A 25,168-nucleotide genomic window follows, 5' to 3' on the forward strand; every position below is an offset into this window, starting at 1 on the left:
CCCCGAAGGGCACGCCCGGTGCTGGTTAAGCAATTTCCGTCAACTTGTCCGCCTTGCGGATGTTCACACAACAGGCCTTCGCTTCGGGGATGGTCGTGTTGGGGTCACAGGCCACAATGGTCAGACGGTTGGTGGAGTCGCCGCATTTCGGCGTCGTCCAGCCATAAGCAAAGGGCATACCGATCAGATGGACTGTCTTGCCCATGACTTTGAACGGACGGATGCGGACCGTCACCATGGCAATGGCTTCCACCTTGCCGCGGGCGCTTTCCACGATCACGCCGTCACCGTTGGCGATACCCTTTTCCTTGGCCAGCTCGGGGCTCATCTCCACGTAGAGCTGGGGCTCGGCTTCAAGCAGGTTGGGCACGTTGCGGGTCTCACCGCCGCCACACCAGTGTTCCGTCATGCTGTAGGTCGTCAGCACGATGGGATACTTGGGATCGGCCGCCTTGGCCAGTTTGTCCATATCACTGGTATGGAACTTGTAGACCGGGCTGCTCAGCTGCTTGGAGAAGGGATGCTGCGCCACGGGCGTTTCTGCCGGTTCGTAATGCTCGGGGAACGGGCCGTCCAGACGGCCGGGACCGTACAGCTGGGCGTAACCGTCCGTCGTCATGATGTAGGCCAGCTTGCCGTTCTTGGTATCGGCCTGCGGCGCCCAGGGGCCGTCCGGCACGTCGCCCACCCACTTCTTGCCGTCCCATTCGATAACGGCCTTCTTGGGGTTGTAGGGCTTGCCGTTCAGGTCAACGGAAGCGCGGTTGTACAGGATGCGCCGGTTGACAGGCCAGCACCACGACCAGTTGGGATACAGGCCGATGGCGGCCTGCATGGGCGTCTGGGTCGGGTCGCGCCGCTTGGACTTGTTGCCTTCATCCTCCGTATAGCTGCCGGTGTACAGCCAGTTGAGGGACGAGGTGGAGCCGTCGGCCTGCAGGTTGCCGAACGCCGGGACCAGGTCGCCCTTCTTGTACAGACGGTTGCCGATCTTGGTATCGGCCCAGAAGAAGCCGTTGATGCGGCGGGTCCATTCTTCGGGGTCGTACTTTTCGGGCCAGTTCATCTTCAGCAGGGCTTCGGGCAGCTTGCCGCCCTCGGCCTTGTACAGCTCGCGCAGCTTGTTGATCAGCGGCACGAACATGTCGGCGAAGTTGCGGGCTTCACCGGCGGGTTCCACGGCCTTGTCGAACCACAGCAGCCAGCGGCCGCTGTTGCTGATGGTACCGGCCTTTTCCACACGATGCGCCGACGGCAGCAGGAAGACTTCGGTCTTCATCTTCTTGGGGTCGACGCCGGGACGGTGCCAGTTGTCCGTGGTTTCGGAATTGTGCAGCTCGGCGCAGACCATCCAGTCCAGATTGTCCAGAGCCTTGCGCATCTTGTTGGTGTTGGGGAAGCTGTTCATGGGGTTGACGCCGAAGACAAAACCACCCTTGATCTTGCCCTGGTACATCTTGTCCATGACATACATGTACGAGTAGTCCGCTCCGGGCTCGCCCTTGGGCAGCAGACCGTAGCAGAAGTCATTTTCCGGTTTCGCCTCTTCACCGTACCAGCCCTTGAGCAGGCTGGCGAAGTACTTGGGCCGGTTGCCCCACCAGTTGGCACTGTTGGGGATCTTGGTGACCGGGGTATTGGCCTTGTTGAACTGGGCCAGGGTCTGCCAGGGAGCCAGCGGCAGGCCGATATAGCCGGGCAGCACATGGTACAGCAGAGCATGGTCCGTGGAGCCCTGCACGTTGGGCTCGCCACGCAGGGCGTTGATGCCGCCGCCGGCCACACCGATGTTGCCCAGCAACAGCTGCACCAGCGTGGAGCAGCGGATGTTCTGCACGCCCACGGTATGCTGGGTCCAGCCCAGGGCATACAGGATGGTACCGGCCTTGTCCGGCTTGCCGGTGGCACAGAACTGCTTGTAGACCTTGAGCAGGTTCTCTTCGGAAACACCCGTGATGTCGGAGACGTTCTTCAGGGTGTAACGCGAATAGTGCTTCTTCATCAGGTTGAAGACGCAGCGTTCGTGCTTCAGCGTTGCGTCACGCAGCGGAGCGCCGTCCGGGCCCTTTTCAAAGCCCCACTTGCTCTGGTCATACTTGCGCGCCTTGGCGTCATAGCCGCTGAAAAGGCCATCCTTGAAGTCATAGCCCTTGCCGACGATGAACGAGGCGTTGGTATAGTTGACGACGTAATCGTGGAAATAGCTGTTCGATTCCAGGATATAGTTGACCATACCGCCCAGGAACGCGATATCCGTACCGGAGCGCAGCGGCACATGATAATCGCAACGGGCGGACGTACGGGAGAACTTGGGGTCGACGTGGATAAGCGCCGCACCGTTGTCCTTGGCCCGCATGATCCATTTGAACGAAACAGGATGATGTTCAGCGGCATTGCTGCCGATAATAAGAACCACGTCGGCATTCTTGATGTCGATCCAGTGGTTGGTCATAGCACCGCGTCCGAACGACTCTGCCAGAGCCGCAACAGTGGGGCTGTGTCAGACCCGGGCCTGGTGGTCCATCTGGACAACACCCAGGCCGCGCATGGCTTGATGGATAACGGCGCATTCCTCGTTGGAGGCATGCGAGGTGCCCATCATGAAAATGCTTTCCAGACGGTTGACCGTCTGGCCCTTGCTGTTTTTGAGGATAAGATCCTTGTCACGCGTATCCTTCACGCGACGGGCGATCTTTTCCAGCATCCATCCCCAGTCCTTCTCTTCCCACTTTTCACTGTAGGGCGCCCGGTACAAAGGCTTGGTGAGGCGGTGCGGGTTCGTGTACATGGAGAACAGGGCTGCGCCCTTGGCACACAAGGCACCTTCGTTGACAGGGAAGTCAGGGTCGCCTTCCGTACTGACGAGCTTGCCGTCACGCACGTAAGCGATGACCTGACAGCAGACAGCGCAGAACGGACAGATCGTGATGACTTCCTTCGCGCCTTCTATCTTGAGACTCCCGGCATAGGCCTGGGCCTCGCCGAGGTTGAAACCGAACTGGCTGAGCGAGAGACAGAGGGCACTCACGCCTGCCAGTTTCAGGAATCCCCTTCGTGTGTAGCTCATAGGCTTCCTCTCCTGGGTCAGGATGAAACAGGGAACATGCCGGAGGGAGTGCTTGCCTGACGGCTGCGAGCTCCGGCACGTTTTTTCTGTGAAGCGTTCCTGAAACGGGACGCCCCACAAAAAATATTTTATGAAACCGTAGCACCGAAACAGAAAGTTAGCAAGGGGATACGACAAATAAACAACGTTGTTCAAAACGGGACAAGAGCATCCGCTCAACCAGGAAGTCTGCCCGGATAAGCTCCTTCCTTCGTTGCGAATTTACGAGGCAAACAGGAAAAATCGACAAGGCTGACTTCGCGCGGATGCTGCCATCTTTCCTCAAAAAAGCATGCGGCGAGCCCTCTTGCAACCTCCTATGGATAGACTGCTCGTCGCCGCATGCAGAAAAAGTAAGCGGCCCAGTATGTTTTCTGTAAGCCCCGCATCTGACCGTGAGAACACGTCCCAGCAATCGGCCAGGAAGATCTCGCCTATTTTAGATGTCATATACATCTGGACAGCTTGCTCAAAGACCCGCCCTCGAAGGACTACCTTCTGCCTGTTGCCTATCTACCAAGAAACGTTTAGGCTTTTTCAAACTCTTAGGGAGGATCATATGCAGAAAGTCCTGACGCTTACGGCAACCTGTCTCCTGGGTATCCTTCTTTGCGCATCCGCAGCGTTGGCTGCTGAAGTAAAGACCGATCACTTTACTCTGAACCTTCCCTCCGGCTGGACACAGCCCCAGCCTGTGCAGTCTGCCCAGGGCGCGACCATGGTCATCCTCCAGAATGCCGCCGAACAGACCGTTGTTACTGTGGCTGTCATGCCTGTTCCGCTTCCCGCCAAGGATCTTGCGACCCAGACCATTACCAACATGAAAACTGCCGGTTTCACGGTCTCTGAACCTGTGGCCTCCGGCGATTCCTATCTTGTCGAATTTTCAAAAGATCCTGCCAATGGCATCAACTATTTCACTTCCAACGGCAAACTTGGCAGCGTCATCACCATCATGGGAGCCTCCCTCGATGCCGGCAAGAAGATGCTGAAGGACAATCTCAAGCCTACCGACAGCAAGCTCTTCCCCACTGATTTCTAGCCGCTGCACTCCCCCAGCGTTGCACAAGTAACGGCCCCCGTCCCGGCTAGGACGAGGGCCGTTGTTTATGTTTGAACGCATACAAGATGTTCAAAAAAGCAGGATTTCCCTCGCCTTGGTTAAGGTGTTGTCACCGACGGGATTTGAGTCCCTATAAAAATACTTTTATATCATATAAATAAGGATACCCTCATACCGTTTCGGCGGTATACGGGCATCTTGCGTCCTTTCAAATTTTCCCCATCGAGCCCTGTCCAGAATGGAAAGGGGTCGCCCCTTTCTATTTTCCTGCCCCATTGCTCTTCCCTCCTCCGGGCCCGTTGCCCCGCCAAAATTTGCGTGGCAATATATCTAATAATATATATTTAAAATCTGTCCTGCCAGCAGGCGGGGCGGCAAAAGGAGGGGAAGATGAAAACGGTGTATTGGAAGATCCTGGGTGCAGTAGCGCTGTCAGGGATGCTCTTTGCTCTGCCGGCATGGGCAGAAGAAGCAGGAAAGATGCCCCAAACGCAGCCCGCGCAGTGTGGCTCCGACCTCTCGTACGGAGATGACGCCCCGCTGGCAGGGGTCCTGAACGCGCAGCGTGGCTGCTGCTCGTGGCATGGGGGCGTGTCTGGGCGATGTTATCAGGGGCGCATCGTGTGCAATGACGGGACGTTGAGCCCGTCGTGCCGGTGCCAGTCATCCGAAACAGGATTGCAGACCGCCTCCTAAACTGGAGTTTTCAGGCGGCATACGATAAAAGCCCCCGCTCCATTACGGAACGGGGGCTTTTGGCGCCTGATGCGGGCTTGAGCCTGTCTCCCGCCGGTACGACATCTACCTGCGGGCCAAGCAAATCAACCTGCGCCACTACCCTACGTCCGCTTCCTCAAAACGGACAGGATCAAGCGCCTGCGCATTCCGATTCTACCAAGCCTCAGACGACAGCCGGATTAACAAAAGCGGCGGGAGAAATCCCGCCTCGATTTTTGCCTTTCTGCTGCCAATACGCGCGCCAATTGCTGCCAATAGCGCCGCAAATGTATGCGCACGGACTTAGGTCTGAAATTTCGGCACAAAAAAAGGGTTCACGGGCAAACCGTAAACCCTTGATTTTTATGGTACCGGGAGCGAGACTCGAACTCGCAAGGTGTTGCCACCGACGGATTTTGAGTCCGTTGCGTTTACCAATTCCACCATCCCGGCGTAGTCGCAGGCCAGAAGCCCACAAAGCTTTTAAAGATTACAGGGGATAGGTGTCTTCGTCAAGTTTTTTACGTCCTGTTGCCTGCATTTCTTCAAAAAATGCCTGCATCGTCTTCCAGAAAAAACGCTGTCTCCTGCTCCGGCCAAAGGCCCGCAGACAAGCAAGACTCCTTGACGAACCTGTTCTCATTGCCCTGCAAGCGTTCGATGCGGCTTGCCCGGCGGCACTCCCAGGCATCCACGGGATATTGTCGCGCCCAGGCCTGCATGAGCTGCTGTTGCTGACGGCTCAGGCGATAATGCTCGCCATAACTATCAGCCATATACAGGCTGGAGCGTGCGATCTGCCCGCGTGCCCGCTCCGGCGGCTCCACCTTGTTACCGCTGATCTTCATGGGGCAGGAACCAAAAGCCGAAGGGACATCAGGCCCCAGCATCTGGAAATTTTTGTTGGAGCGTACGGCATTGACCGAACCTATGGCAGGGTACAGGTTATACATATCGGCCTGCATGCGGCGATAATCGGCATTGACCTTTTCCGCGCACGCACGCCCCTTGAAGGCTTTGCCCTTGCGATCCACGCAGAGGGCATGACCTTCTCGCCACTCTAAAAATACCCTACCAAAATTCTCGGCCGGAACAACATGCTCCCACTCTACCCGTGAAGACCGCTTCCGGTGCTTATCTGCCGTAAATCCCTGCGGCAACTGGATCTGCTTATGCTCATCAAAGGAAGCGCCACAATAAAGCGTCTGACGATGGTCATAGTAGACTTCCTGCTCCAGCAGCCGTTTGGCTTTGGCAAAACTCTCGTTCTGCATATTGCCTGCTGCCCTGCCCTGTACAGGAAGCACCAGTAGCAATGCCCATAGCAACCACATAATTCTCTTCATGACGATACCCTCGAAAAATGTCCGCACAAGGCCTGGCTATGAGGCACGTCCCTTCCAGAAGGTGAAATCTACGGACAATTTTTAGAGACTATATAAGATTATCTATATCTATTTTTCAAGACGCGCTCCTCTTAAAAAAGCCCCCGGCAAAATATCAATAAAAAAAGGCCCATCGCGAACGACAGGCCCTTTCCTATCCTGCCCCAGGCGGGGCAACGGGATCATAGAGTTACAGGATATACTGACTCAGATCCTGATCTTCTCGGACATCACGCAGGTGCTCCTGCACATAAGCCCTGTTGACCACGATCTGCGCACCGGGCATGTCCGGCGCATCAAAGGAGATGTCCGCCAGGATCTTTTCCATGATGGTGTACAGGCGGCGGGCACCGATATTCTCGCTGGTGGCATTGATCTCTTCGGCAAACGCGGCGATCTCTTCGATGCCGTCTTCCGAGAACTGTAAACGGATCTGCTCTGTCCCCAGCAGGGCCGCATACTGCCGCGTCAGGGCATTATGGGGTTCCGTCAGGATGCGCAGGAATTCATCCTTGCCCAGGGCATTGAGTTCCACACGCAAGGGGAAACGGCCCTGTAGTTCGGGGATCATGTCGGAAGGCTTGCTGAAGTGGAAAGCCCCGGCCGCGATGAACAGAATATGATCCGTGCGCACCATGCCGTACTTGGTGTTGACCGCCGAGCCTTCTACGATGGGCAGAAGGTCACGCTGCACGCCTTCGCGCGAGATGTCGGACGTGCGGTTCTGGGAAGAACTGGCGATCTTGTCGATCTCGTCGATGAAGATGATCCCCATCTGCTCCACGCGCTCGCGAGCCTTGTCCACCAAGGCCTCCTGATCCACCAGCTTGCCGGATTCCTCCTGGATCAGGACGTTGTAGGCCTCGCGGACCTTCATCTTGCGGCGGCTGCGGCGCGGCGGGAAGGCCTTGCTGAACATGTCCCGCACCTGGTTGCCCATCTGCTCCATGCCGGGGATGGCGAACATGTCCATGCCCTGGGCAGGCTGCTCGGTCACTTCGACTTCCACTTCACGGTCGTCCATGAAGCCCAAGCGGAACTGCTGGCGCAGCTTTTCGCGGGTGTCGTTACGATCGCCACCAAAAGAATTGGGCAGCAGCAGATCCAGCAGGCGGGACTCGGCAGCAGCTTCGGCAGCGGCTCGGACTCGGGCATTTTCTTCTTCGCGCACAAGGTTGATGCCGATCTCCATAAGATCACGCACCATGGATTCCACATCGCGGCCCACATAGCCCACTTCCGTGAATTTTGTGGCCTCGACCTTGATGAAGGGCGCTCCGCTCAGCTTTGCCAGACGGCGGGCTATCTCCGTTTTGCCCACACCGGTGGGACCCATCATGATGATGTTCTTGGGCGCGACCTCATCACGCAACTCCTCAGGAAGATGCTGACGACGCCAGCGGTTACGAACAGCAACAGCGACCATGCGCTTGGCCTGTTCCTGTCCCACCACAAATTTATCCAGTTCTGCCACGATTTCACGCGGGGTGAGTGTGCTCATTGCATCTCCTGCGCGTCCTTCGACGCTCTATTTTCCAGCCGGCTAACCTGTGCAGGCGGTCCGGCGATTTTTTCCGGCAGTCATGCCTTCTTATATATGAGCATGATTTTTCCTCTGACAATGGCCCCATTGCCGAGAACCTGCTTTTTTCCTATCGTGGTCCATGCACCTTCCTCATATTTTCCACCTTCCTCCTTTACCTCCGGGGCTGGACTGGCTGCCGCCCCTGCTGGGCATAACCGTTCTCCTTCTGCTCCTGCGCATGGCGATACGCGGTACCTGCCGCTTATGCCTGCTGGCCATTCTGATACTACTGGCGCTGGCAGCCTTTCCGCATCGGGACCTGACCTTGTTTGCCCTGGGGGGCCTTGCTGTCTGGTGCCTGATGCCGGGACGGGATCCAGAGAAAAACAAGCAAGACGACAAGCCCTAAACGAAATTGCTCCTCACGGCCTTTCCGGCATCTGGACGCGCCGCGCCAATCTTGGGCTTCCTTCAGAACTGACTGTTTGAAGTATACTGTATGGCAGCCGTATCTGCCTCTCCTCTCTTCTCAACACGATATCAACAGACGACAAAAACAAAAAAGGCCGGATAAACCGGCCTTTTTTGTTATCTGCTTTACCGCAGCCCTTACTCAGCGGTCTTGCTCACAGGGCCCGAGGTCAGCATCTTCTGACTGATATAGATCACGACCAGCAGGCCGCAACCAATGGCGTCGGTGATGGCACCGGGGGTGATCAGGGTGATGGCACCCGCCAGCAGAATCAGACGTTCCCACCAGTAGAGGTTACGCAGCCAGTAACCCACGCTGGCAAAGGACAGGCTGGCGATGCCCAGGGCCGCGGTGGAAGCATAGAAAAGCACTTCCCAACCGGAGGCACCGATCATCAGCAGGCCGGGGTTGTAACAAAAGATGTAGGGGATCAGGAAGCCGGCCAAGGCCAGCTTGACTGCCATAAAACCTGTGGCGTTTGGTTCTGATCGCGCAATCCCTGCCGCGGCATAGGCAGCCAGGGCGACCGGAGGCGTCAGGTCGGCCAGGATGCCGAAGTACAGGATGAAGAGATGCGCCGCCATGGCAGGCACACCAAAATGCATGATGGCCGGGGCCGCGATAGTGGCCAACACGATGTACTTGGCCGTGGTGGGCAGACCCATGCCCAGCACGATGGAGGCCAGCATGGTCAGCAGCAGGGTCAGGGCAAAGCTGTCGGCCGAGATGGTCAGGATGGCGTTGGCCAGCTTCAGGCCAAGACCGGTCAGGGTCACCACACCGATGACGAAGCCGGTGCAGGCGCAGGCGGCAGCCACACCCAGGGCCAGACGGCCACCATTTTCCATGGCCTGCAGGACGCCCTTGAGGGACAGGAAGTTGGTCTGGGCCAGGGCGCTCATCACATTTTCGTTGCTGTAACGGGCACCATGCCAGGTCTTCCAGTTTTCCGCCACCAGGGAGATGACCACAGTGGTCACGATGCAGTAGTAGGCGGCCTTGAGCGGCGTATACCCCTGCATCAGCATGTAGATCAGCACGATAATGGGGATCAGCAGGTAACCGCCCTGACGCAGCACCACCCAGGTGCGGGGCAGGCGTTCCTTGGGGATACCCTTGAGGCCCAGACGCTTGGCTTCCATGTGCACCATGAAGCCCACGGCCAGGTAGTACAGCAGGGCGGGCACCAGGGCCGCCTTGGCGATCTCCACGTAACCGACGCCCAGGAACTGGGCCATGATGAAGGCCGCAGCCCCCATGATGGGCGGCATGATCTGGCCACCGGTGGACGAGGCGGCTTCCACGGCGCCGGCAAAGGCACCGCGATAGCCCACGCTCTTCATGAGCGGAATGGTAAAGGTACCCGTGGACACCGTATTAGCCACAGAAGAACCGGAAATGGTACCGAAGAAACCACTGGCCAGCACGGCCACCTTGGCGGGGCCGCCCACATAGCGGCCGGCAGCGGCCAGGGCCAGGTCGATGAAGAACTTACCCAGACCGGTGCTATGCAGGAAGGCACCGAACAGGATGAACAGGAAGACGAAGGAAGCCGACACGCCCAGAGGCATGCCGAACAGGCCTTCCGTGGTCAGATACATGTGCGAGACGATACGCTGCACGGAGAAACCGGGATGCCCCAGCATGCCGGGGATCAGGTTGCCGAACTTGGCGTACAGCAGAAAGACCACGGCCACCAGGGTGATGGGGATACCCACGATGCGGCGGGTAGCTTCCAGCACCAGCAGGATGGACGCGCAGCCCATGATGAAGTCCAGCTCGGTGGCCGGACCGGCATCCAGCACGATGATGTCATACTGCCAGACGATGTAACCGCAAACCACGGCCCCGGCGATGGCCAGGATGGCGTCATACCAGGCCAGCTTGTTCATGTTGCCCGTGGCGCGGGCAGGATACAGCAGATAGATCAGGGTCAGCACAAAGCCCAGGTGCACCGCGCGCTGAATCTGGGGCGCGAAGGGCGTCGTGGCGGCCGTGTACAGATGAAAAGCGGAAAAGGCGATACAAAGGATCTTGATAAAGATATCGAGCCACCCCTTGAAGGAGCGGTAAACGGATTCCTTGTCGTACTTGGCAACGATCTCGGAGACGTCTACGGTCTCCTGGATCTTTTCCACAGCACTGGAATCCAGTTTGTGGCCTTCTTCCAGGGCAAATCCCCCTGCCCCTTTTTCATCGATCATATGCATTCTTTTTTCGTGGCTCATCCTCTCATGTCCTGTGTAAGTATGCGGGCGTGTCCTTTCACGCCAAGTCAATGTCCAAAAATTATCAGGGTAAAACGACTGTAAGGGTAATGGCTTGTCCCGGTTCCAGCAGGGAATTCAGCGGAATCTCCTTTTGTCCCCCGCCCTCTTCAGGCAGCAGCAAGGTGTGGTTCGCCACACGTCCCACGCGCACATCAAAGGAAGGCAGGGCCATATGATAGCCGCTGATGACAACTTTTCCGTTTTCCGTATACATCCGCTGTCCCGGGCCCGGCTGATGCGGCAGTCCGGCCCCGAAATCCTGATAAACCGTTTTTTCCAGATAGATGCAGCCCCCGCTGACACTGAACCAGTCCTCCACCGGACTGAGAGCGACGGAATGCCTGTAACGAATGGCAAACTCGCTACCGTCCGGTGCGGGACGGCTGAAAAGTTCCCTGCCGCTGCTGTCACGCAGCACCAGGCGTTGGACGTCCTGCGCCTGCACACTGGAAAAAAGATGCGGCGCAACCCACAGCACGCCTGTCATACAGACCAGCATGACCAGCAAAAAAGCAATGGTATTGCGCCGCATCATCATAATCCCGAATCAACTGTTTATTGCCTGAGAACTCAGCCTACTTGATGTCCAGGCCCTTTTCCTTGAAGTACTTGATAGCACCAGGATGGAAGGGGATGGTCACACCGTCGGCGGCGTGTTCCAGAGAGATCTCGGCACCCTTGTTATGAGCCTTGGCCACGTCGGGCAGGTTGTCATACAGGGTCTTGGTCAGGGTGTAGGCCACGTCGTCAGGCATATTCTTGTTGGCCACCAGGATGCACTGCACGGACAGGGTGGGCACAGCGTCCTTCTGGCCCAGGTAGGTACCGGCCGGGATGGAGTCCTTCACCAGGTAGGGGAACTTCTTGACGATCTCGTCGACCTTCTGGCCGGCCAGGGGCACGAAGACCACTTCCTGAGCGGTGGTGATATCCTGGATGGCGGGGTTGGGCGTACCGATGGTGAACACGAAGCCGTCCACCTGGCGGTCCTTGAACTGGTCGGCAGTTTCACCGTAGGGCAGGAAGATGGGTTCGATGTTCTTGTAATCCAGGCCGTAGAAGCCGAAGATCTGGCGGCAGTTCACTTCGTTGCCGCTGCCACGGGCGCCCACGGAGACCTTCTTGCCCTTGAAATCTTCGAGAGCCTTCACGCCGCTGTCCTTGCTGGCCACCACGTGCAGGTATTCAGGATACAGACGGCCGATGACGCGCACGTTGTCCAGCTTGCTGCGGAAGGGAGCCAGGCCGTTGAAGGCGGAGTCGGCAACGTCGTTCTGCACCATGGCGAAGTCCACGTCACCAGCCTGGACCAGACGCATGTTCTCACCGGAAGCACCGGTAGCCTGGGCCGTCACGGAGATGGCACCGCCGCTCTTGTTGGTGATCACCTGGGCAATGGCACCACCCAGGGGGAAATACACCCCGGAGGTCCCGCCGGTGGCCAGGGTCAGGCGTTTGGTGTCGGCATTGGCCAGCGAGGCGGCCAGCAGCAGACCAGCTGCCAGGACAAGACTGAGAACTTTTTTCATAAGGCTTCTCCCGAAAAGAGGTTACAGAACGCATCCACTAAAATGGCGTTCTCACTACCATCATTGAGTATATACCAAATGCGCAAAAAGGGCAAATCAGCCGTGCCCTGTACCCCCCATTAGGGCACGCCATTTGACTTGCTCCCCGGCAAGGGCATATTATGGAAATAGCGAGACACCATGCATCCAGCCAAGGAGATCCACATGGTCAAGCGTCATCTCAGCCTTCTGGTCGTAGCAGTGGCGTGCATCGCCCTGCTCAGCGGTTGCGCCAGCAAATACGGTGCACAGACGACACAGGTCAACTATTACCCTCAGTGCTATTCCCCTGTGGCCCAGCTGCGGGCCGATGAAGACAGGGTCACCAACAGCACGGCGGGAGGTGCCGCGGGCGGTGCCCTGCTGGGTGCCCTCATCGGCGGTCTGGCCACCGGCAAGGTGGAAGGCGCCCTGGCCGGTGCTGTGGCCGGTGGTGCTGCGGGTGCCGTGGGCGGGAACATCTACGGCAAGTCCCAGCAGCGGGAGAACGACCGCCGGCTGCTGGCCAGCTATGCCGCCCAGTTGGGCGAGGACAGCGCAGGCATGGATCGCGCCACTGCCGCCGCCCGCCTCTCGGCCCGCTGCTATGACGAGCAATTCAAGAAGGCCGCGGCCCAGTACAAGGCCGGGGCTATCACCCGGCAGGACTTCCAGGACCGCTACATGGAGATTCGTAGCGGCCTTGAGGAAACCTCCCGTATCCTGAAGCTCACCTCCGACCATGTCATCGAGCGCGACGCCGAATACCAGAAGACCCTGGCCCAAGCTCAGGCCAAGGGACAGGTCTCCCAGCGCCAGCAGGCCCCCCGCAAGGAAAAGAAGGCCTGGAACAATTCCCGCCGCGAGCTGGAAAGTACCCGCCAGGACGTGGACATGCGTCTGGCCACGTACGAGCAGACCGTCAACAATCTGATGCTGTAACAGCAGGGCGCGCTTCTTTCCCACGAGAAGTGCGCCCTTTTTTCGGAGCATACCCTCATGGCTGACGATCCCGGCAAAAACACCGCTGATGTCCCCCGCCCCGATACCGCCGACACCGCACACACCGCCGGCGGTGGAAATCCCTCCGGCAATCCGGACGCCCCCCAGGGCGCCCCTGTCCCTGTTCCCTGGTACCGCCGTCCCCTGTTCTGGGGCATCGTGCTGTTCCTGCTGATCCTGGCCCTGCTCGGCTGGCTGTTCTGGAAGCAATGGCAGGCCGCCGAAGCGGAAAAACAGGCCCAGGAAGCCGCCCTGAACGCCCAGCTGGCCAAAAATGCCGAGATGGACGCCTATCTGGCCCAGCTGCGGGCCCTGCTCAAGGAAGAGCCCTGCGTCATCAAGGAAAAACTGGCGCAGCTGCCGCCCCCTCCTGACGCTGTCCCCGGTGTCGTGCCCGGCGGCCGCTCCGGCGAGCCTCTGCAGATCCCGTCCGATGCGGCGCCCCAAAGCACACCGGCCACACCGCAAAAAGCCCCTGCCCGTCCCGGCAGCATGGCCCAGCTGCTGGAACAGGGCACGGTCCTCGTGCTGGCCCGGCAGCCGCAGGGCCTGTCCATGGGATCCGGCTTTTTCATCTCCCGCCGCCATGTGCTGAGCAATGCCCATGTGGTGGGTAATGCCAGCCAGGCGTTCCTCATCAACAAGGCCACGGGAGGCGTCCTGCAGGCCACCGTGCGCCATCGCAGCGCGGCTGGCGGCCGGGACTTCGCCCTGCTGGAACTGTCTGCCGATGCAGCCATCACGCCGCTGGAATTCGCCCCCGGAGTGGAGCGCACGCAGCGCGTCAGCGCCTGGGGCTTCCCCGGCGCCGTGACCAACGACGATCCCAAATTCATGGCCCTGCTGCAAGGTAACGATTCGGCCGTGCCCGAGGTGGTGTACACGGAAGGCGTGGTCAGCGTCATCCTGGAACGCACCCCGCCACTGGTCGTGCATACGGCCACGGTCTCGCAAGGCAACAGCGGCGGCCCTCTGGTCAATGAACAGGGCCAGGTAGTGGGTATCAATACCTTCATCAAACTCGATGATGCCTCCTACCGCCAGTCCAGCATCGCCATCGTGGGCAGCAGCATCACCGCCTATTTGCGGGAGATCGGCATCGGATTCTCCCAGGCCGCAGCAACGCCTGCCGCCGCTCAGGCACAAGATGAAAAGGCCGATGACCAGAAAGGGGTGAGACCATGAGCGTTTTTCTGCTTACCAGCCAGCGCAATGCCATGCGCGCTCTGGCCAGCCAGGGCATCTTCGCCACAGACTGCCACGCTCAGGTCAGCAGCATCATCGCCCAGCACCTGAGCCCGGCCCATGCGGCCCTCATCGCCGAGCCTCAGCACGATCCCGGCCAGCAGCGCATCGACTGGTACGCCAGCGTGAACGGGACCGCCACCCCGGTGAGTGCGCTTCCTGCCGAAGAGGCGGAGCGCCTGCGGGCCCGCGCCGGTGAACTGGCCCGGGACATCCTGCACCTGTCGGAACAATGGGGAAAGGACGCCCAAAGCCGCGAGGCCCTTGCCGGCCAGATGCTCGCCCTGGTCCTGCAACACCCCCATGAAGACGATCTCTGGTCCGTGGACGGCCAGCCTGTTTTGGTGAACTGGGGCTTTGCCCCGGGAGCCGTCGGCGCCATGCCGCAGGATCTCACCCGTTTGGGCGGTGCCATCCCCGTGGCAGCCGCGGCGGCCCCCGTGGCTGCGGCTGCCGTGCCTGTGGCCGCTGCCGGCAGCGGCTGCCTTGGCTGGCTGCTGCCGCTTCTGCTGGCCCTGCTCCTGCTCTGGCTGCTGCTGGCGGCTCTGGGCATCCTGCCCTCTCCCCTGCCGGCCTCCTGCCTCAAACCGGCGGCCGATCCCCGTCTCGATCAGGCCACCCAGGCAGCGGAAAAACAGCGGAACGAGCTGGAAGAGCTGCTGCGCCAGCTGCGGGAAAAAGCCCTGCTCTGCAAACCGCCGCAGCCCAAGCCGGAACCGAAGCCGGAGCCCCCCAAGCCCGATCCTGAAGTGGTCACGCCCCAGCTGGTGCCTGACAAACCCATCGAGCCTGCGCCCGAGCCCAAGCCGGAACCGAAGCCCAAGCCTGAGCCCAAACCGGAACCCAAGCCCGAACCGAAGCCCAAGCCCCGCAAGAACGAGGACCTGAACATCCCCGCCGATGCGGCAAAGAAGAACGACCTGAGCTTTCTGGAAGGCTGCTGGCAGAGTGATACGGGCCTGTTCTCGCATCCGTCCAATACGCCCATCATCGCTGAGTACTGCTTCGACAAGAAGGGCCAGGGACGGCGCTTCGTGCGCGAAGAGAACGGCCAGGTCTGCAGCGGCCCGGCCACGGCCAAATTCGAGGGCAACCGCCTTGTCTGGCGGGCCGGGTCGGCCCCCTGCCCCAAGGGCAACCAGTATGTGCCCCAGCAGGTACAGTGTACCGGCAACGACAAGAGCACCCGCTGCCAGGGCGTGGAACAGAGCAAGCGCAACCTGCGCTGGAAAGCTGACTTCAAGAGGAAATAAGCATGGATGCCATTCCCCACTACCTTTCGCCCGTGAGCATCATCCCCGGCGGATGTCCCCAGTTCCTGGACTTTGCCCTGCCGCTGGAAGCCCTGGGCAAGCATGTCCGCTATTTTTATGAAGAGCTCAAGGGAGAAGGCAGCGGCGGCCGCTATACGCATTTCCTCCACTGTCTGGAGAACCGCGACAACGTCTTCACCGACCAGCTGACCGGCAAGGAATACACGGGCGATACCTACTCCATGCAGGCCGCTAAAGAGCTCAAGACCTGGGACGGCCAGTGGCTGCCCGTGCCCTTCCTGCGCACGCTGGAACAGTGCTGGCCCGACGGCGGCAAATGCTTCGAATGCGGGCCCTCCAACTGGGCCCGGGCCCGGGTCATGCCTTCCAGCAAGGACCCGAACATGCTGCGCGTGGTCATCATCTTCGATACCACCGTGGAAGAGCGCCCCGCCGGCGAGGACCGTTATCACGCCTTGTCTCCCCAGGATGTCAGCGCCCACGGGCACTTCATGCTGGCTCACCATGTGCGGGACAATTCCTGGTTCCTCAACGAGGCCTGGGTGGATCAGTGGCTGCTGGAACTGTACACGGCACGCAACCAGGGCAAGCGCCGCGGCGCGGCCTGGGGCGAGGAAGATCCCTATGTGCTCAAGCATCTGGCCAGTTATCTCACCTGGCTGGACATCGTGCGTCTGGCCGTCAAGGACGTGGCCGTGCAGGTCATCAATCCTGCCCGGGACACGCCGGTGGACGTGGACCTGATCCTGGACATCGGCAATTCCCGCACCACGGGCATCCTGGTGGAGACGCCGCCCCAGTGCAGCACCGACCTCAACCAGAGCTATGTGCTGCGCCTGCGCGATTTGAGCCAGCCCGATCTGGAATACGCCGATCCGTTCGAGACCCGGGTGGAATTCGTGGACGCCACCTTCGGCAACGATACCCTGAGCCGCCGCTCCGGCCGCCAGACCCCGGCCTTTGCCTGGCCCTCGGCCGTGCGCATCGGTCCCGAGGCGGCACGTCTGGCCACGCAGGCCGTCTGCGCGGAAGGCACCACCGGCATGTCCAGCCCCAAGCGCTACCTGTGGGACGAGCGTCCGTGGCAGCAGACCTGGCGCTACAACACCAGCGGCAACACCGAGCCCATGGTCAACCGCGGCCTGTTCGCCCGTCAGCTCAATCCGCAGGGCACGCCGCTCTCCTGCTTTGACGATCCCCTGTTCCGCCGCAGCCCTTCCCTGAAGAAGCAGCAGCCCGAACCGGTGTTCGAGTCCCTGTTCACGCGCTCCTCGCTGATGATGTTCATGCTGGGCGAGATCCTCACCCAGACGCTCATCACCATCAATTCGCCCGCCACCCGTGCCCGGGGACGGCTGCCCAACCTGCCCCGGCGTCTGCGCCGCCTCATCTTCACCGTGCCCACGGCCATGCCCGTGGCGGAAAAACGCATCTTCCGGCGCTGGGTGCTCTGGGCCGTCAAGGTCATCTGGGAAGGCCTCGGCTGGTCGGAATGGTATGTGCCGCCGCAGCAACAGAACAGGATCCGGTCCGGAGATTACCGCACCAGCCCGTTGGTGCGCTGTGACTGGGACGAGGCCAGCTGCTCCCAGCTGGTGCTGCTCTACAACGAGCTTACCGTCAAACAGCATGGGGACGCCCACCACCTGTTCCGCCTGATGGGCAAAAAGCGCGCCCGCTACAGCGATCATCCCTGCGTGCGCATCGCGTCCATCGACATCGGCGGCGGCACCACGGACCTGTCCATCACCACCTACGAACTGGCCAGCGGCGAGGGCGACACGGCCCGCATCGTGCCGCATACCGAGTTCCGCGACGGCTTCAACATCGCCGGTGACGAAGTGGCCCGCGAAGTGGTGCTCCAGCACGTCATCCCGGCCGTTTCCGATGCCCTGCAGGCCCGGGGCGTCCAGGAGCCGCGCCTGCTGCTGGCCCAGCTTTTCGGCCGCGATACCATCGGCATGTCGCAGGAGCAGCGCAACACCCGCATCCGCCTGGTGCGGCAGATGGCCCTGCCTGTGGCCCTGGGTTTGCTGCGCGTGTGCGAGCAGGACAGCGACGTCCATCTGGACCAGACCTGCACCCTGGGGGACTTTTTCGAGCCTGCCGTGGGCGATGCCCCGGCAAACGGCCGAACCGGGGAAGAAGAGCCCCCGGCGGAGAGCGGCACGTTCCGCCCCGCCATCCTGGCCCTGCGCCCGCAGCAGTCCACCCTGGATGCCGTGACGGCCCTGGTGCGCGACACGGTGCCCGGTCTGGACGACTTTTCCATCATGGATGTGCCCATCACGGTCAGCCCGCAAAAACTCCAGGCCACCATCCAGAGGACATTGGCCCCCACGCTCTCGGCCCTTTGCGAACTGGTGCACCTGTACGATACCGACATGCTGCTGCTGACGGGCCGCCCCAGCGCCTGGAAGGTGGTCGCCTCCACGGTCATGGCCAAGCTGCCCGTGCCGCCGGACCGCATCATCCCCATGCGCCGCTATCATGTGGGCAGCTGGTATCCTTTCCCCGATACGCTGGGCCGCATCCAGGATCCCAAGACCACCGTGGTCGTGGGCGCCATCCTCTGCGCTCTGGCTGAAGGACATATCGAAGGCTTTTCCTTCGATTCCAATGCGCTGCGCCTTACCTCCACCGCCCGCTATATCGGCGAGCTGGACATCAATACCCAGTTGCGCGCCCCCAAGGTCTGGTTCAAGGTGGATGTGGACGCCAAAAGCGGTGTGGAGCTGAACCGCACCGTGGCCTTCAACGGCCAGCTCGGCATCGGCTACCGCCAGCTGGGGGCCGAACGCTGGCCCGCCACCCGCTACCACCTGCTGACCTTCGCCAGTGAAGACGCCCGCGCCCGCGCCTCCGGTCGTCTGCCCTACAAGGTGGACGTCACCCTCAACGTGGCCGAGATGCTGGACGATGAGGGCATGCCCGTCAGCAACGGCGAGCGGGAAGAACGCAGCGAAGGGGAATTCAGCATCACCGCCATCACGGACAATGCCGGCAACTTCGTCTCGCCCCGGGATCTGGAGATCCGTCTGCAGACCCTGCCCACGGACGAAGGCTACTGGCTGGATACCGGCGTCGTGAACGCCGCCAACTAGCGACGGACAGACAGGAGCATCATCATGCAGGAACAAGACATTCAGCTGGCAGCGCGCTGTGCCCGTCTGGCGGAACAGTCACGCCATGCCGCCACCTGGCTGGCCGACAATCGCGAGACCGTGGGCAGCGAATGCACCACGCTGCAAAAAGAGATGCGCCGGGCCGCCCGCTTTTTCGGCAAGTGCGAACAGGCCGCCCGCCGCAAGATGTGTGTGGGCGTCTTCGGCCCCAGCCAGTCCGGCAAATCCTACCTCATCTCGGCGCTGGCCCGCGACAGCCGCGGCGACCTGCTGGCGGACTTCTGCGGCCGGACGTCGGATTTCATCACCGAGATCAATCCCGAAGGCGGCAAGGAATCCACCGGGCTGGTGACCCGCTTCACCACCACGCCGCCTCAGGGGCTGACGCCGGACTTCCCCATCCGGCTGCGCCTGCTCTCCGAGATGGACGTGGTCCGCGTGCTGGCCAATACCTATTATGCCGACTGCGAACACAAGCAGATGCCCGATGCCGACGCCATGCGGTCCGCCCTCGAGCGCCTGACCCAGACGGCCCGCCAGTCTTCGCCCGGCGCCAGCAGCGTCACCGCCGATGACGTGGAAGACCTGCGCGAATACCTCAACCGCAACTTCCTCTCCAAGCCGCGCGTCCAGATGCTGCAACAGGGCTACTGGGCACAGGCCGTCAGCCTGGCCCCCCTGCTGCCCCTGAGCTACCGGGCGGAGCTTTTCGGTATCATCTGGAACAACCAGCCCAAATTCCAGCAGCTCTTCCTCGAGCTTTGCCAGGCTCTGGAGGCCCTGGGCAATCCGGCCGAGGCCGACTGCCCGCTGGAGGCCCTGCTGCCGCGCCAGACCAGCATCATCGACGTGGCCCTGCTGGCCGGGCTGGGGACAAACAGTGCGGAAGACCGCCTGACCCTGCTGGGCAAGGACGGACGCAAGGCCGCCCTGCCCCGTGCCGTGGTCACTGCCCTGACGGCGGAGATCACCATCTTCATGCGGGAACAGCCGGACGACTTCTTCTCCTACACGGACCTGCTGGACTTTCCGGGCTATCGCTCCCGTCTCAAGATCCTGGACCTGGACAAGGAGCTGGAACGCGAAGGCGCGCTGCAGAACCTTTTCCTGCGCGGCAAGGTTGCCTACCTGTTCGAGCGCTATTGCGAAGAGCACGAACTGACCAGCATGCTGCTCTGCATCGGCCCCGGCAACCAGGAGGTGCAGGATCTGCCCCGCGCCGTGTACGACTGGATCTGCTCCACCCACGGCGAGAACCCGGCCCATCGTGCCGGCAAGGCGCCCTCCCTGTTCTTCGTGCTCACCAAGATGGACATGGAATTCGAGAAAAAAGCCGGCTCGCCTTCCGTGGAACAGCGCTGGAACACGCGCCTTCAGTCCTCCCTGCTGGACTTTTTCGGCAAGCAGCATGACTGGCCCACCAACTGGGACGGCGCGCATCCATTCCGCAACATCTTCCTGCTGCGCAACCCCAATTTCCGTTGCGAGGCCATCTTCACCTTCGATGCCCAGGGCAACGAGAGCGGTGTCCGTCCCGACCAGATCGCCTATGTGGAAGAAGTGCGCCGGGCTTTTGTGGATTCGCCGCTGGTGCGCCGCCATGTGGACGACCCCGAAGCCGTCTGGCAGGCGGCCATGACGCTCAATGACGGCGGCATCAGCCTGCTGCGCCAGCGTCTGCGCCCCCTCTGCAATCCCGAGCTCAAGCGGCATCAGATCGGTGTGGGGCTGGACGAACAGGCCGAACGCGTCCTGACGGCGCTGGGCGTCTACTACCAGAGCGATGACCGCGAGGAACTGCGCCGCCAGAAGGAGACCCTGGCCCGCAATCTGGCCGTTTTGCTGGCCCGCGTGGCCCAGAGCCAGACTTTTGGCGAGATGCTCCACCGCCTGCAGGTCAGCGATCACGATCTGTACGCCCTGTGTGCGCAGGTCACCTCCGCCATGCCTGAAGCGGACAGCGGCGGGGCCGCGCCTGCCTCCATCGGTGTGCGCGTCTCGCAACAGGACATTTTGGACGACCTTTTTGGCGATGAAGCCCCTGTGGCCACCGAGATGCCCGGCACAGCACCCGTCTCAGGCAAGGACAGCGCGGCCGAACTGGCCGAAGCCGTGTTCGATGCCTGGGTGGAACAGGTCCGCCAGTTTGCGGCCGACGCGGAGACGCGCACCTTCTTTGCCATGCCCGCGCGCGAGCTGGACCAGTTCTGCCACGAGCTGCTGCTCTCGGCCCAGCGCTGCCGGGTGCGCCAGCAGATGGAAGAGGATCTGCGCGCCTGCTCCGCTTACAGCAACCTTGAACGGGAGCGTCTGCTCTGGAAACAAGCCAGTCTGGCCGCCGACGCCATCAACGCCTTCGTGGACTGGCTGGGCTTCGATCCGCGCCATAACAGCGAGCAGGAACGCACCATCATCTTCCGGGACAAGCCCGTGGTCCTGTTCCCGGCCGTCAGCGATCCCGTGGGCGAACCGCTCATCGGTGAGGTGGAGGCCCCCTACGACCGGCAGTGGTATACCGACTGGCTGCGCGCCCTGATGCACGGCATCACCGCCAACGTGGACTTCGACGGCCAGCAGATTCGCAACCCCCAACAGAACAAACGCCTGTATGACATCCTGCAGGCATTCAAAGGATAACGATGAAAGCCATCATTGCCCCTGATGCCGCGCGCACGCCCGGCGTGGCCGTCATCTGCGTGTACGATGCCCCCGGTGCGGGCCCGGCCGATGTGGCCATCTATTCGGGCGACGGCAAATACCTGTCCGCTTCCGGCTGGCAGGAAAGCCGCGTCTCCCTGCCCGTGGATGCCCATGATGATGACAGCGGCTGCCTGCGTCTGCAGGTAGGTGCCGCCGTGGTGGACAATCTGGACAAGCTGGAACGCTATCTGTTCATGGCCGGTGACCAGAAGTGCGTCCTCCAAATCCAGGATCTCGTCTATTCCCGCATGCAGGGCGGGGACGGCATGGGACATGCGGCTCCCCCTGCGGCAGCTCCCGCGCCGCAGCCCGTGCTGCTCCCTGAGCCTGAGCCGGAACCGGCCCCCATGCCCGCACCGGCCCCCGATCCCGAACCGGAAGCGGAGCCTTCGCCGCTGCTGGCCGGAGCGCCGCTGGAGATGGATCAGCCCGCTGCGGAGACGGCGAAAGAAAAAAAATCCTCCGGCAGTCTGCTCTGGATCATCCTGGGGCTCGTTCTGCTGGCCCTGGCCGCTGCCGCGGTCTGGTGGTTCTTCCTGCGGGCCACGCCCCCGCCGCCTCCGCCCATGGCGCCGCAAACTCCGGCGACCCAGCAGGAGGCGGCAGCGCCCCAGCAGACGGCACCGGCCGGGACGGAGAAAGCTCCGGCGGCTCCTGCCGCGGTGGCGCCGTTGCAGCAGGCCCGCGAGCATCTGCGCGGCACGGCTGATCCCGCCACCAGCCTGGAGCTGGCCCGTCCCCTGCGTACGCCCCAGGCCGGCAACGATGAGAGCGACGCGGCCTTCCTGCTGCTGGAAGACGCTGCCCAAAAGGGCAATGCCGAAGCCATGTTCCTGGTGGGGCAGTTCTATGATCCGCAGTCGGGCTTGCCGCGCGGCAGCATCCCCGCGGACATGAGCCAGGCGAAGCACTGGTATGAAAATGCCAAGAACAAGGGCTATGCGGAAGCGGACAAGGCGCTGGCGGCCCTGCGTCGTCATGTGGAAGGCGAAGCCGCCAAGGGCAACGCCGAGGCCTCGCTCCTGCTGCGCGAGTGGAAATAAGGAGAAGACCATGCCCAGAACCTGCATCCGCTTTTTGGCGCTCCTGCTGCTCCTGCTGGTGGCCGTGCCTGCCCTGCAGGCGGCCCCCCTGTTGCAGGAAGGCAAGAAGACCCTGTATCAGCGCGTGGTCTCCCACCCCGGCGCCATGCCTCTGAAAGAAGCCCGCGACGGCGCTCCGGCCGCGCGTGAGGCCCTGGTGCCCTTTACCGTGCTCTATGTCTACGCCCGCCAGGGCGACTGGCTGCAGGTGGGCCTTGATACCCGCGCGCCGCTGGGCTGGCTGAAAAAGGATCAGGCCACGGACTGGAACCAGTCCCTGACCCTGCTGTTCACCCCGCGTACCGGCCGGGATCCCGTACTCTTCTTCAAGACGGAAAAAGACCTGAAAGGCCTGTGCGAAGCCGCCGACATGGAAAAGCAGCTGGACAGCCTTGTGGCGGCCGCAGCCGGCGGCAAGGATACGGCCGGCCTGCCCATCCTGGCTTCGGAACCGGCGGAACAGAAAGGGGCCGTGGCCCAGAAGCGCTTCTACCTCATGCCCATCCTTGGCATGAACCGGGCCTTTGAAGGCGTGAACCTGCTGCAGGTGGCCTCCATCGATCCCGGCAGCAGCCAGTCCGGCGCAGTGGCCGGGCCGCCCAAGACCGGCATCGCCCTGGTCATGGACACGTCCATCTCCATGAAGCCCTATATCGACCAGAGCCGCGACATCATCCGCCAGCTCTATGACCGTCTGGAAAAGGACAAGATGACCGATAATGTGGGCTTTGCCGTTGTGGCCTTCCGCAGCAGTACGGAAAAGACCCCCAAGCTGGGCTACACCTCGCAGGTCATCAGCGATTTTGCCACGGCCAAGGACCGCAAAGCTCTGGAAAGCCGCCTGGCCAAAGTGGAACAGGCGACCGTCTCCAGCCATGACTTCAACGAAGACTCTCTGGCCGGGATCTATACGGCCATTGATTCTCTCAACTGGGGTCCCTATTCCACCCGCCTGATCCTGCTGGTCACGGATGCCGGCCCCCTGCGCGGCGATGACCCGTACGCCTCGCAGCGTCTCGGCGCTGCAGAGATGAACGACCTTGCCCGTCAGAAAGGCATCTGGATCACCACCATGCACGTCAAGACGCCCGGCGGCAGCAAGAACCACGCCTATGCCGAGCAGGCCTACCGGGCCCTGAGCCGCCTTTCCGGCGATCAGGCCAACTATCAGGCCGTCAATGCCTCCAGCCACAAAGAGGCCGCCCGTCAGTTCGGCATCGTGACGAAGATCCTGACCACCTCTATGGTGGACATGGTCAAAAACACGGCCAGCGGCAAGATCATGACCCGTCCCAAGGACGAGGCCGTGCCCGCCACCGAGGAAGCCCAGGCCCGCCAGCTGGCGGAACGGCTGGGCTACGCCATGCAGCTGGACTATCTGGGCCGCAAGAACGAAAACCGCGCCCCGTCCGTGGTGGATTCCTGGATCGCGGACATGGACCTCAAGCGTCTGGCCCAGGGCCGTCAGGTGCCCAGTGTGGAAGTGGCCGTGCTGCTGACCAAGAACCAGCTCAGCGACCTCAGCACCCAGCTGAAGAACATCATCGACAACGCCGAACGGACCAAAAAGACCGATTCGCGCGACTTCTTCCAGGGCATCCTGTCAGCTTCGGCCCGCATGGCCCGCGATCCCAACATGCCCACCCAGGGCAAGAGCCTGGCCGAACTGGGCGTGCTGGCCGAATTCCTGGATGGTCTGCCCTACAAGAGCGATATCATGCTGCTGCGCGAAGAAGACTGGTACCGCATGAGCATCGGCGAGCAGACGGCCTTCATCAACCGTCTCAAGTCCCGGCTGGCCCGCTACGAAGAGTATGATCGCGACCGGGAAAACTGGGAAAGCTTCGGACAAAGCAACGCCGGGGACTGGGTCTACCGCGTGCCGCTGTCCATGTTGCCGTAAGCCGGGGGAAGCATGGAAAATACGGTCTTCTCCCTGCGTGATCTGCATGTCGTCCGCCCGGGCGCGGGCGCATTCCGCCTGCATGTCCGCAGCCTGGACGTGCGGCAGGGACAGCTGCTGGCCCTGACGGGCCCCAGCGGCTGCGGCAAAAGTACGGCCCTGGACGTGCTGGCCGGCATCCTGCGGCCCGACAGCGGCGACGGCTCCCGCTTCCTGCTGCACACCGCCGATGGCGAGACGGACATGCTGGCCCTGTGGCGGACTGGCCGTCTCGATGCCCTGGCCCGTCTGCGCGGCAAACATCTGGGCTATGTGCTCCAGACAGGCGGCCTGTTGCCCTTTCTCTCGGCCCGCGACAACATCCTGCTCCCCTGCCGCTGTCTGGGAATCATGGGACGCCGTCTTGAGGCGGTCTGGAACATGGCCACGGCCTTGGGCATAGACCGCCTGCTGCTGCAGATGCCCGCCAGTCTTTCCGTGGGCGAACGCCAGCGTGTGGCCATCGCCCGCGCGCTGGCCCACGGGCCCGCCATCGTGCTGGCGGACGAACCCACGGCCGCGCTGGACCCGGACCAGTCCCGCAGGGTCCTGGGCATCTTTGCTGATCTGGCCCGACGGCAGGGGACCACGGTGATCATGGTCTCCCACGATCCGCAGATGGCCCGGGAGGCCGGGTTCACGCTGGTGCCCCTGGCCTGCTCCACCACGGAGGAGGGCCCCCTTTCCGTCATCGACCATCCCCAACGGTAACG

The 25,168-nt window shown here is 61.7% G+C and carries 15 protein-coding genes and 1 tRNA gene; 9 read left to right on the plus strand and 7 right to left on the minus strand.

Annotated features, from left to right (window positions below):
- Positions 1-25: 25 nt before the first annotated feature.
- Positions 26-3,067 carry a formate dehydrogenase-N subunit alpha gene (fdnG, locus tag ACQRBR_RS08715; protein WP_303879123.1) on the minus strand — a complete coding sequence of 1,014 codons (3,042 nt, stop codon included), beginning with the start codon at positions 3,065-3,067 and terminating at the stop codon, positions 26-28.
- A gap of 598 nt (positions 3,068-3,665) precedes the next feature.
- On the opposite strand from fdnG, the gene ACQRBR_RS08720 reads away from it, so the two are divergent.
- Positions 3,666-4,148 (plus strand): hypothetical protein, encoded by a 483-nt coding sequence (locus tag ACQRBR_RS08720; protein WP_427812782.1) that lies wholly within the window; start codon positions 3,666-3,668, stop codon positions 4,146-4,148.
- A gap of 1,104 nt (positions 4,149-5,252) precedes the next feature.
- On the opposite strand, the gene ACQRBR_RS08725 is transcribed toward ACQRBR_RS08720, so the two are convergent.
- The 6 genes from ACQRBR_RS08725 to ACQRBR_RS08750 all read right to left on the minus strand — a co-directional run bounded on the left by ACQRBR_RS08725 (position 5,253) and on the right by ACQRBR_RS08750 (position 12,067).
- A tRNA-Leu gene (locus ACQRBR_RS08725) sits at positions 5,253-5,339 on the minus strand.
- Positions 5,340-5,431: 92 nt separating this feature from the next.
- Entirely contained in the window at positions 5,432-6,160 is a 729-nt protein-coding gene (locus tag ACQRBR_RS08730; RefSeq protein WP_427812783.1) for an endonuclease, read from the minus strand.
- Between the two features lie 301 nt (positions 6,161-6,461).
- Positions 6,462-7,772 carry an ATP-dependent protease ATPase subunit HslU gene (gene hslU / locus ACQRBR_RS08735; protein ID WP_204674871.1) on the minus strand — a complete coding sequence of 437 codons (1,311 nt, stop codon included), beginning with the start codon at positions 7,770-7,772 and terminating at the stop codon, positions 6,462-6,464.
- 633 nt (positions 7,773-8,405) lie between these two features.
- A complete protein-coding gene (locus ACQRBR_RS08740) occupies positions 8,406-10,472 on the minus strand; it encodes a TRAP transporter permease (protein ID WP_303879111.1) in 2,067 nt (688 codons plus the stop codon).
- A gap of 88 nt (positions 10,473-10,560) precedes the next feature.
- Positions 10,561-11,070 carry a DUF1850 domain-containing protein gene (locus ACQRBR_RS08745; RefSeq protein WP_303740096.1) on the minus strand — a complete coding sequence of 170 codons (510 nt, stop codon included), beginning with the start codon at positions 11,068-11,070 and terminating at the stop codon, positions 10,561-10,563.
- Positions 11,071-11,113: 43 nt separating this feature from the next.
- Entirely contained in the window at positions 11,114-12,067 is a 954-nt protein-coding gene (locus ACQRBR_RS08750) for a TAXI family TRAP transporter solute-binding subunit (RefSeq protein WP_204674880.1), read from the minus strand.
- Between the two features lie 180 nt (positions 12,068-12,247).
- On the opposite strand from ACQRBR_RS08750, the gene ACQRBR_RS08755 reads away from it, so the two are divergent.
- The 8 genes from ACQRBR_RS08755 to ACQRBR_RS08790 are packed head-to-tail and all read left to right on the plus strand — an operon-like array spanning position 12,248 to position 25,166.
- Complete coding sequence (locus tag ACQRBR_RS08755) at positions 12,248-13,027, plus strand: glycine zipper domain-containing protein (protein WP_303879110.1); 780 nt, start codon at positions 12,248-12,250, stop codon at positions 13,025-13,027.
- A 57-nt stretch (positions 13,028-13,084) separates the two neighbouring features.
- On the plus strand, positions 13,085-14,272 hold the full coding sequence (locus ACQRBR_RS08760; protein WP_427812784.1) for a S1 family peptidase: 1,188 nt from the start codon (positions 13,085-13,087) through the stop codon (positions 14,270-14,272).
- Positions 14,269-15,585, plus strand: a complete 1,317-nt coding sequence (locus ACQRBR_RS08765) for an SrfA family protein (RefSeq protein ID WP_321031054.1) — start codon at positions 14,269-14,271, stop codon at positions 15,583-15,585. The genes ACQRBR_RS08760 and ACQRBR_RS08765 overlap by 4 nt, the downstream gene beginning before the upstream one ends.
- Before the next feature lie 2 nt (positions 15,586-15,587).
- Positions 15,588-18,710, plus strand: a complete 3,123-nt coding sequence (locus tag ACQRBR_RS08770) for a virulence factor SrfB (RefSeq protein WP_427812785.1) — start codon at positions 15,588-15,590, stop codon at positions 18,708-18,710.
- A 24-nt stretch (positions 18,711-18,734) separates the two neighbouring features.
- The gene (locus ACQRBR_RS08775) at positions 18,735-21,368 is read left to right on the plus strand and encodes a virulence factor SrfC family protein (RefSeq protein WP_427812786.1); all 2,634 of its coding nucleotides are present in this window, start codon (positions 18,735-18,737) and stop codon (positions 21,366-21,368) included.
- Positions 21,369-21,370: 2 nt separating this feature from the next.
- The gene (locus ACQRBR_RS08780) at positions 21,371-22,474 is read left to right on the plus strand and encodes a sel1 repeat family protein (RefSeq protein WP_427812787.1); all 1,104 of its coding nucleotides are present in this window, start codon (positions 21,371-21,373) and stop codon (positions 22,472-22,474) included.
- A 10-nt stretch (positions 22,475-22,484) separates the two neighbouring features.
- Entirely contained in the window at positions 22,485-24,416 is a 1,932-nt protein-coding gene (locus tag ACQRBR_RS08785; protein WP_300706145.1) for a vWA domain-containing protein, read from the plus strand.
- A 12-nt stretch (positions 24,417-24,428) separates the two neighbouring features.
- A complete protein-coding gene (locus tag ACQRBR_RS08790) occupies positions 24,429-25,166 on the plus strand; it encodes an ABC transporter ATP-binding protein (protein WP_427812788.1) in 738 nt (245 codons plus the stop codon).
- Positions 25,167-25,168 lie beyond the last annotated feature (2 nt).

Origin of the sequence: Desulfovibrio sp. SGI.133 (assembly GCF_050313955.1) — a bacterium.
GTDB lineage: Bacteria > Desulfobacterota > Desulfovibrionia > Desulfovibrionales > Desulfovibrionaceae > Desulfovibrio.

Excerpts from the sequence above, each read along its gene's own strand:
- ACQRBR_RS08740 (WP_303879111.1), bottom strand. The coding sequence starts at position 10,472 with ATGATCGATGAAAAAGGGGCAGGGGGATTTGCCCTGGAAGAAGGCCAC.
- ACQRBR_RS08755 (WP_303879110.1), top strand. The coding sequence starts at position 12,248 with ATGCATCCAGCCAAGGAGATCCACATGGTCAAGCGTCATCTCAGCCTT.
- ACQRBR_RS08785 (WP_300706145.1), top strand. The coding sequence starts at position 22,485 with ATGCCCAGAACCTGCATCCGCTTTTTGGCGCTCCTGCTGCTCCTGCTG.
- ACQRBR_RS08775 (WP_427812786.1), top strand. The coding sequence starts at position 18,735 with ATGCAGGAACAAGACATTCAGCTGGCAGCGCGCTGTGCCCGTCTGGCG.
- ACQRBR_RS08745 (WP_303740096.1), bottom strand. The coding sequence starts at position 11,070 with ATGCGGCGCAATACCATTGCTTTTTTGCTGGTCATGCTGGTCTGTATG.
- ACQRBR_RS08780 (WP_427812787.1), top strand. The coding sequence starts at position 21,371 with ATGAAAGCCATCATTGCCCCTGATGCCGCGCGCACGCCCGGCGTGGCC.
- hslU (WP_204674871.1), bottom strand. The coding sequence starts at position 7,772 with ATGAGCACACTCACCCCGCGTGAAATCGTGGCAGAACTGGATAAATTT.
- ACQRBR_RS08750 (WP_204674880.1), bottom strand. The coding sequence starts at position 12,067 with ATGAAAAAAGTTCTCAGTCTTGTCCTGGCAGCTGGTCTGCTGCTGGCC.
- ACQRBR_RS08760 (WP_427812784.1), top strand. The coding sequence starts at position 13,085 with ATGGCTGACGATCCCGGCAAAAACACCGCTGATGTCCCCCGCCCCGAT.
- ACQRBR_RS08720 (WP_427812782.1), top strand. The coding sequence starts at position 3,666 with ATGCAGAAAGTCCTGACGCTTACGGCAACCTGTCTCCTGGGTATCCTT.
- ACQRBR_RS08770 (WP_427812785.1), top strand. The coding sequence starts at position 15,588 with ATGGATGCCATTCCCCACTACCTTTCGCCCGTGAGCATCATCCCCGGC.
- ACQRBR_RS08790 (WP_427812788.1), top strand. The coding sequence starts at position 24,429 with ATGGAAAATACGGTCTTCTCCCTGCGTGATCTGCATGTCGTCCGCCCG.
- ACQRBR_RS08765 (WP_321031054.1), top strand. The coding sequence starts at position 14,269 with ATGAGCGTTTTTCTGCTTACCAGCCAGCGCAATGCCATGCGCGCTCTG.
- ACQRBR_RS08730 (WP_427812783.1), bottom strand. The coding sequence starts at position 6,160 with ATGCAGAACGAGAGTTTTGCCAAAGCCAAACGGCTGCTGGAGCAGGAA.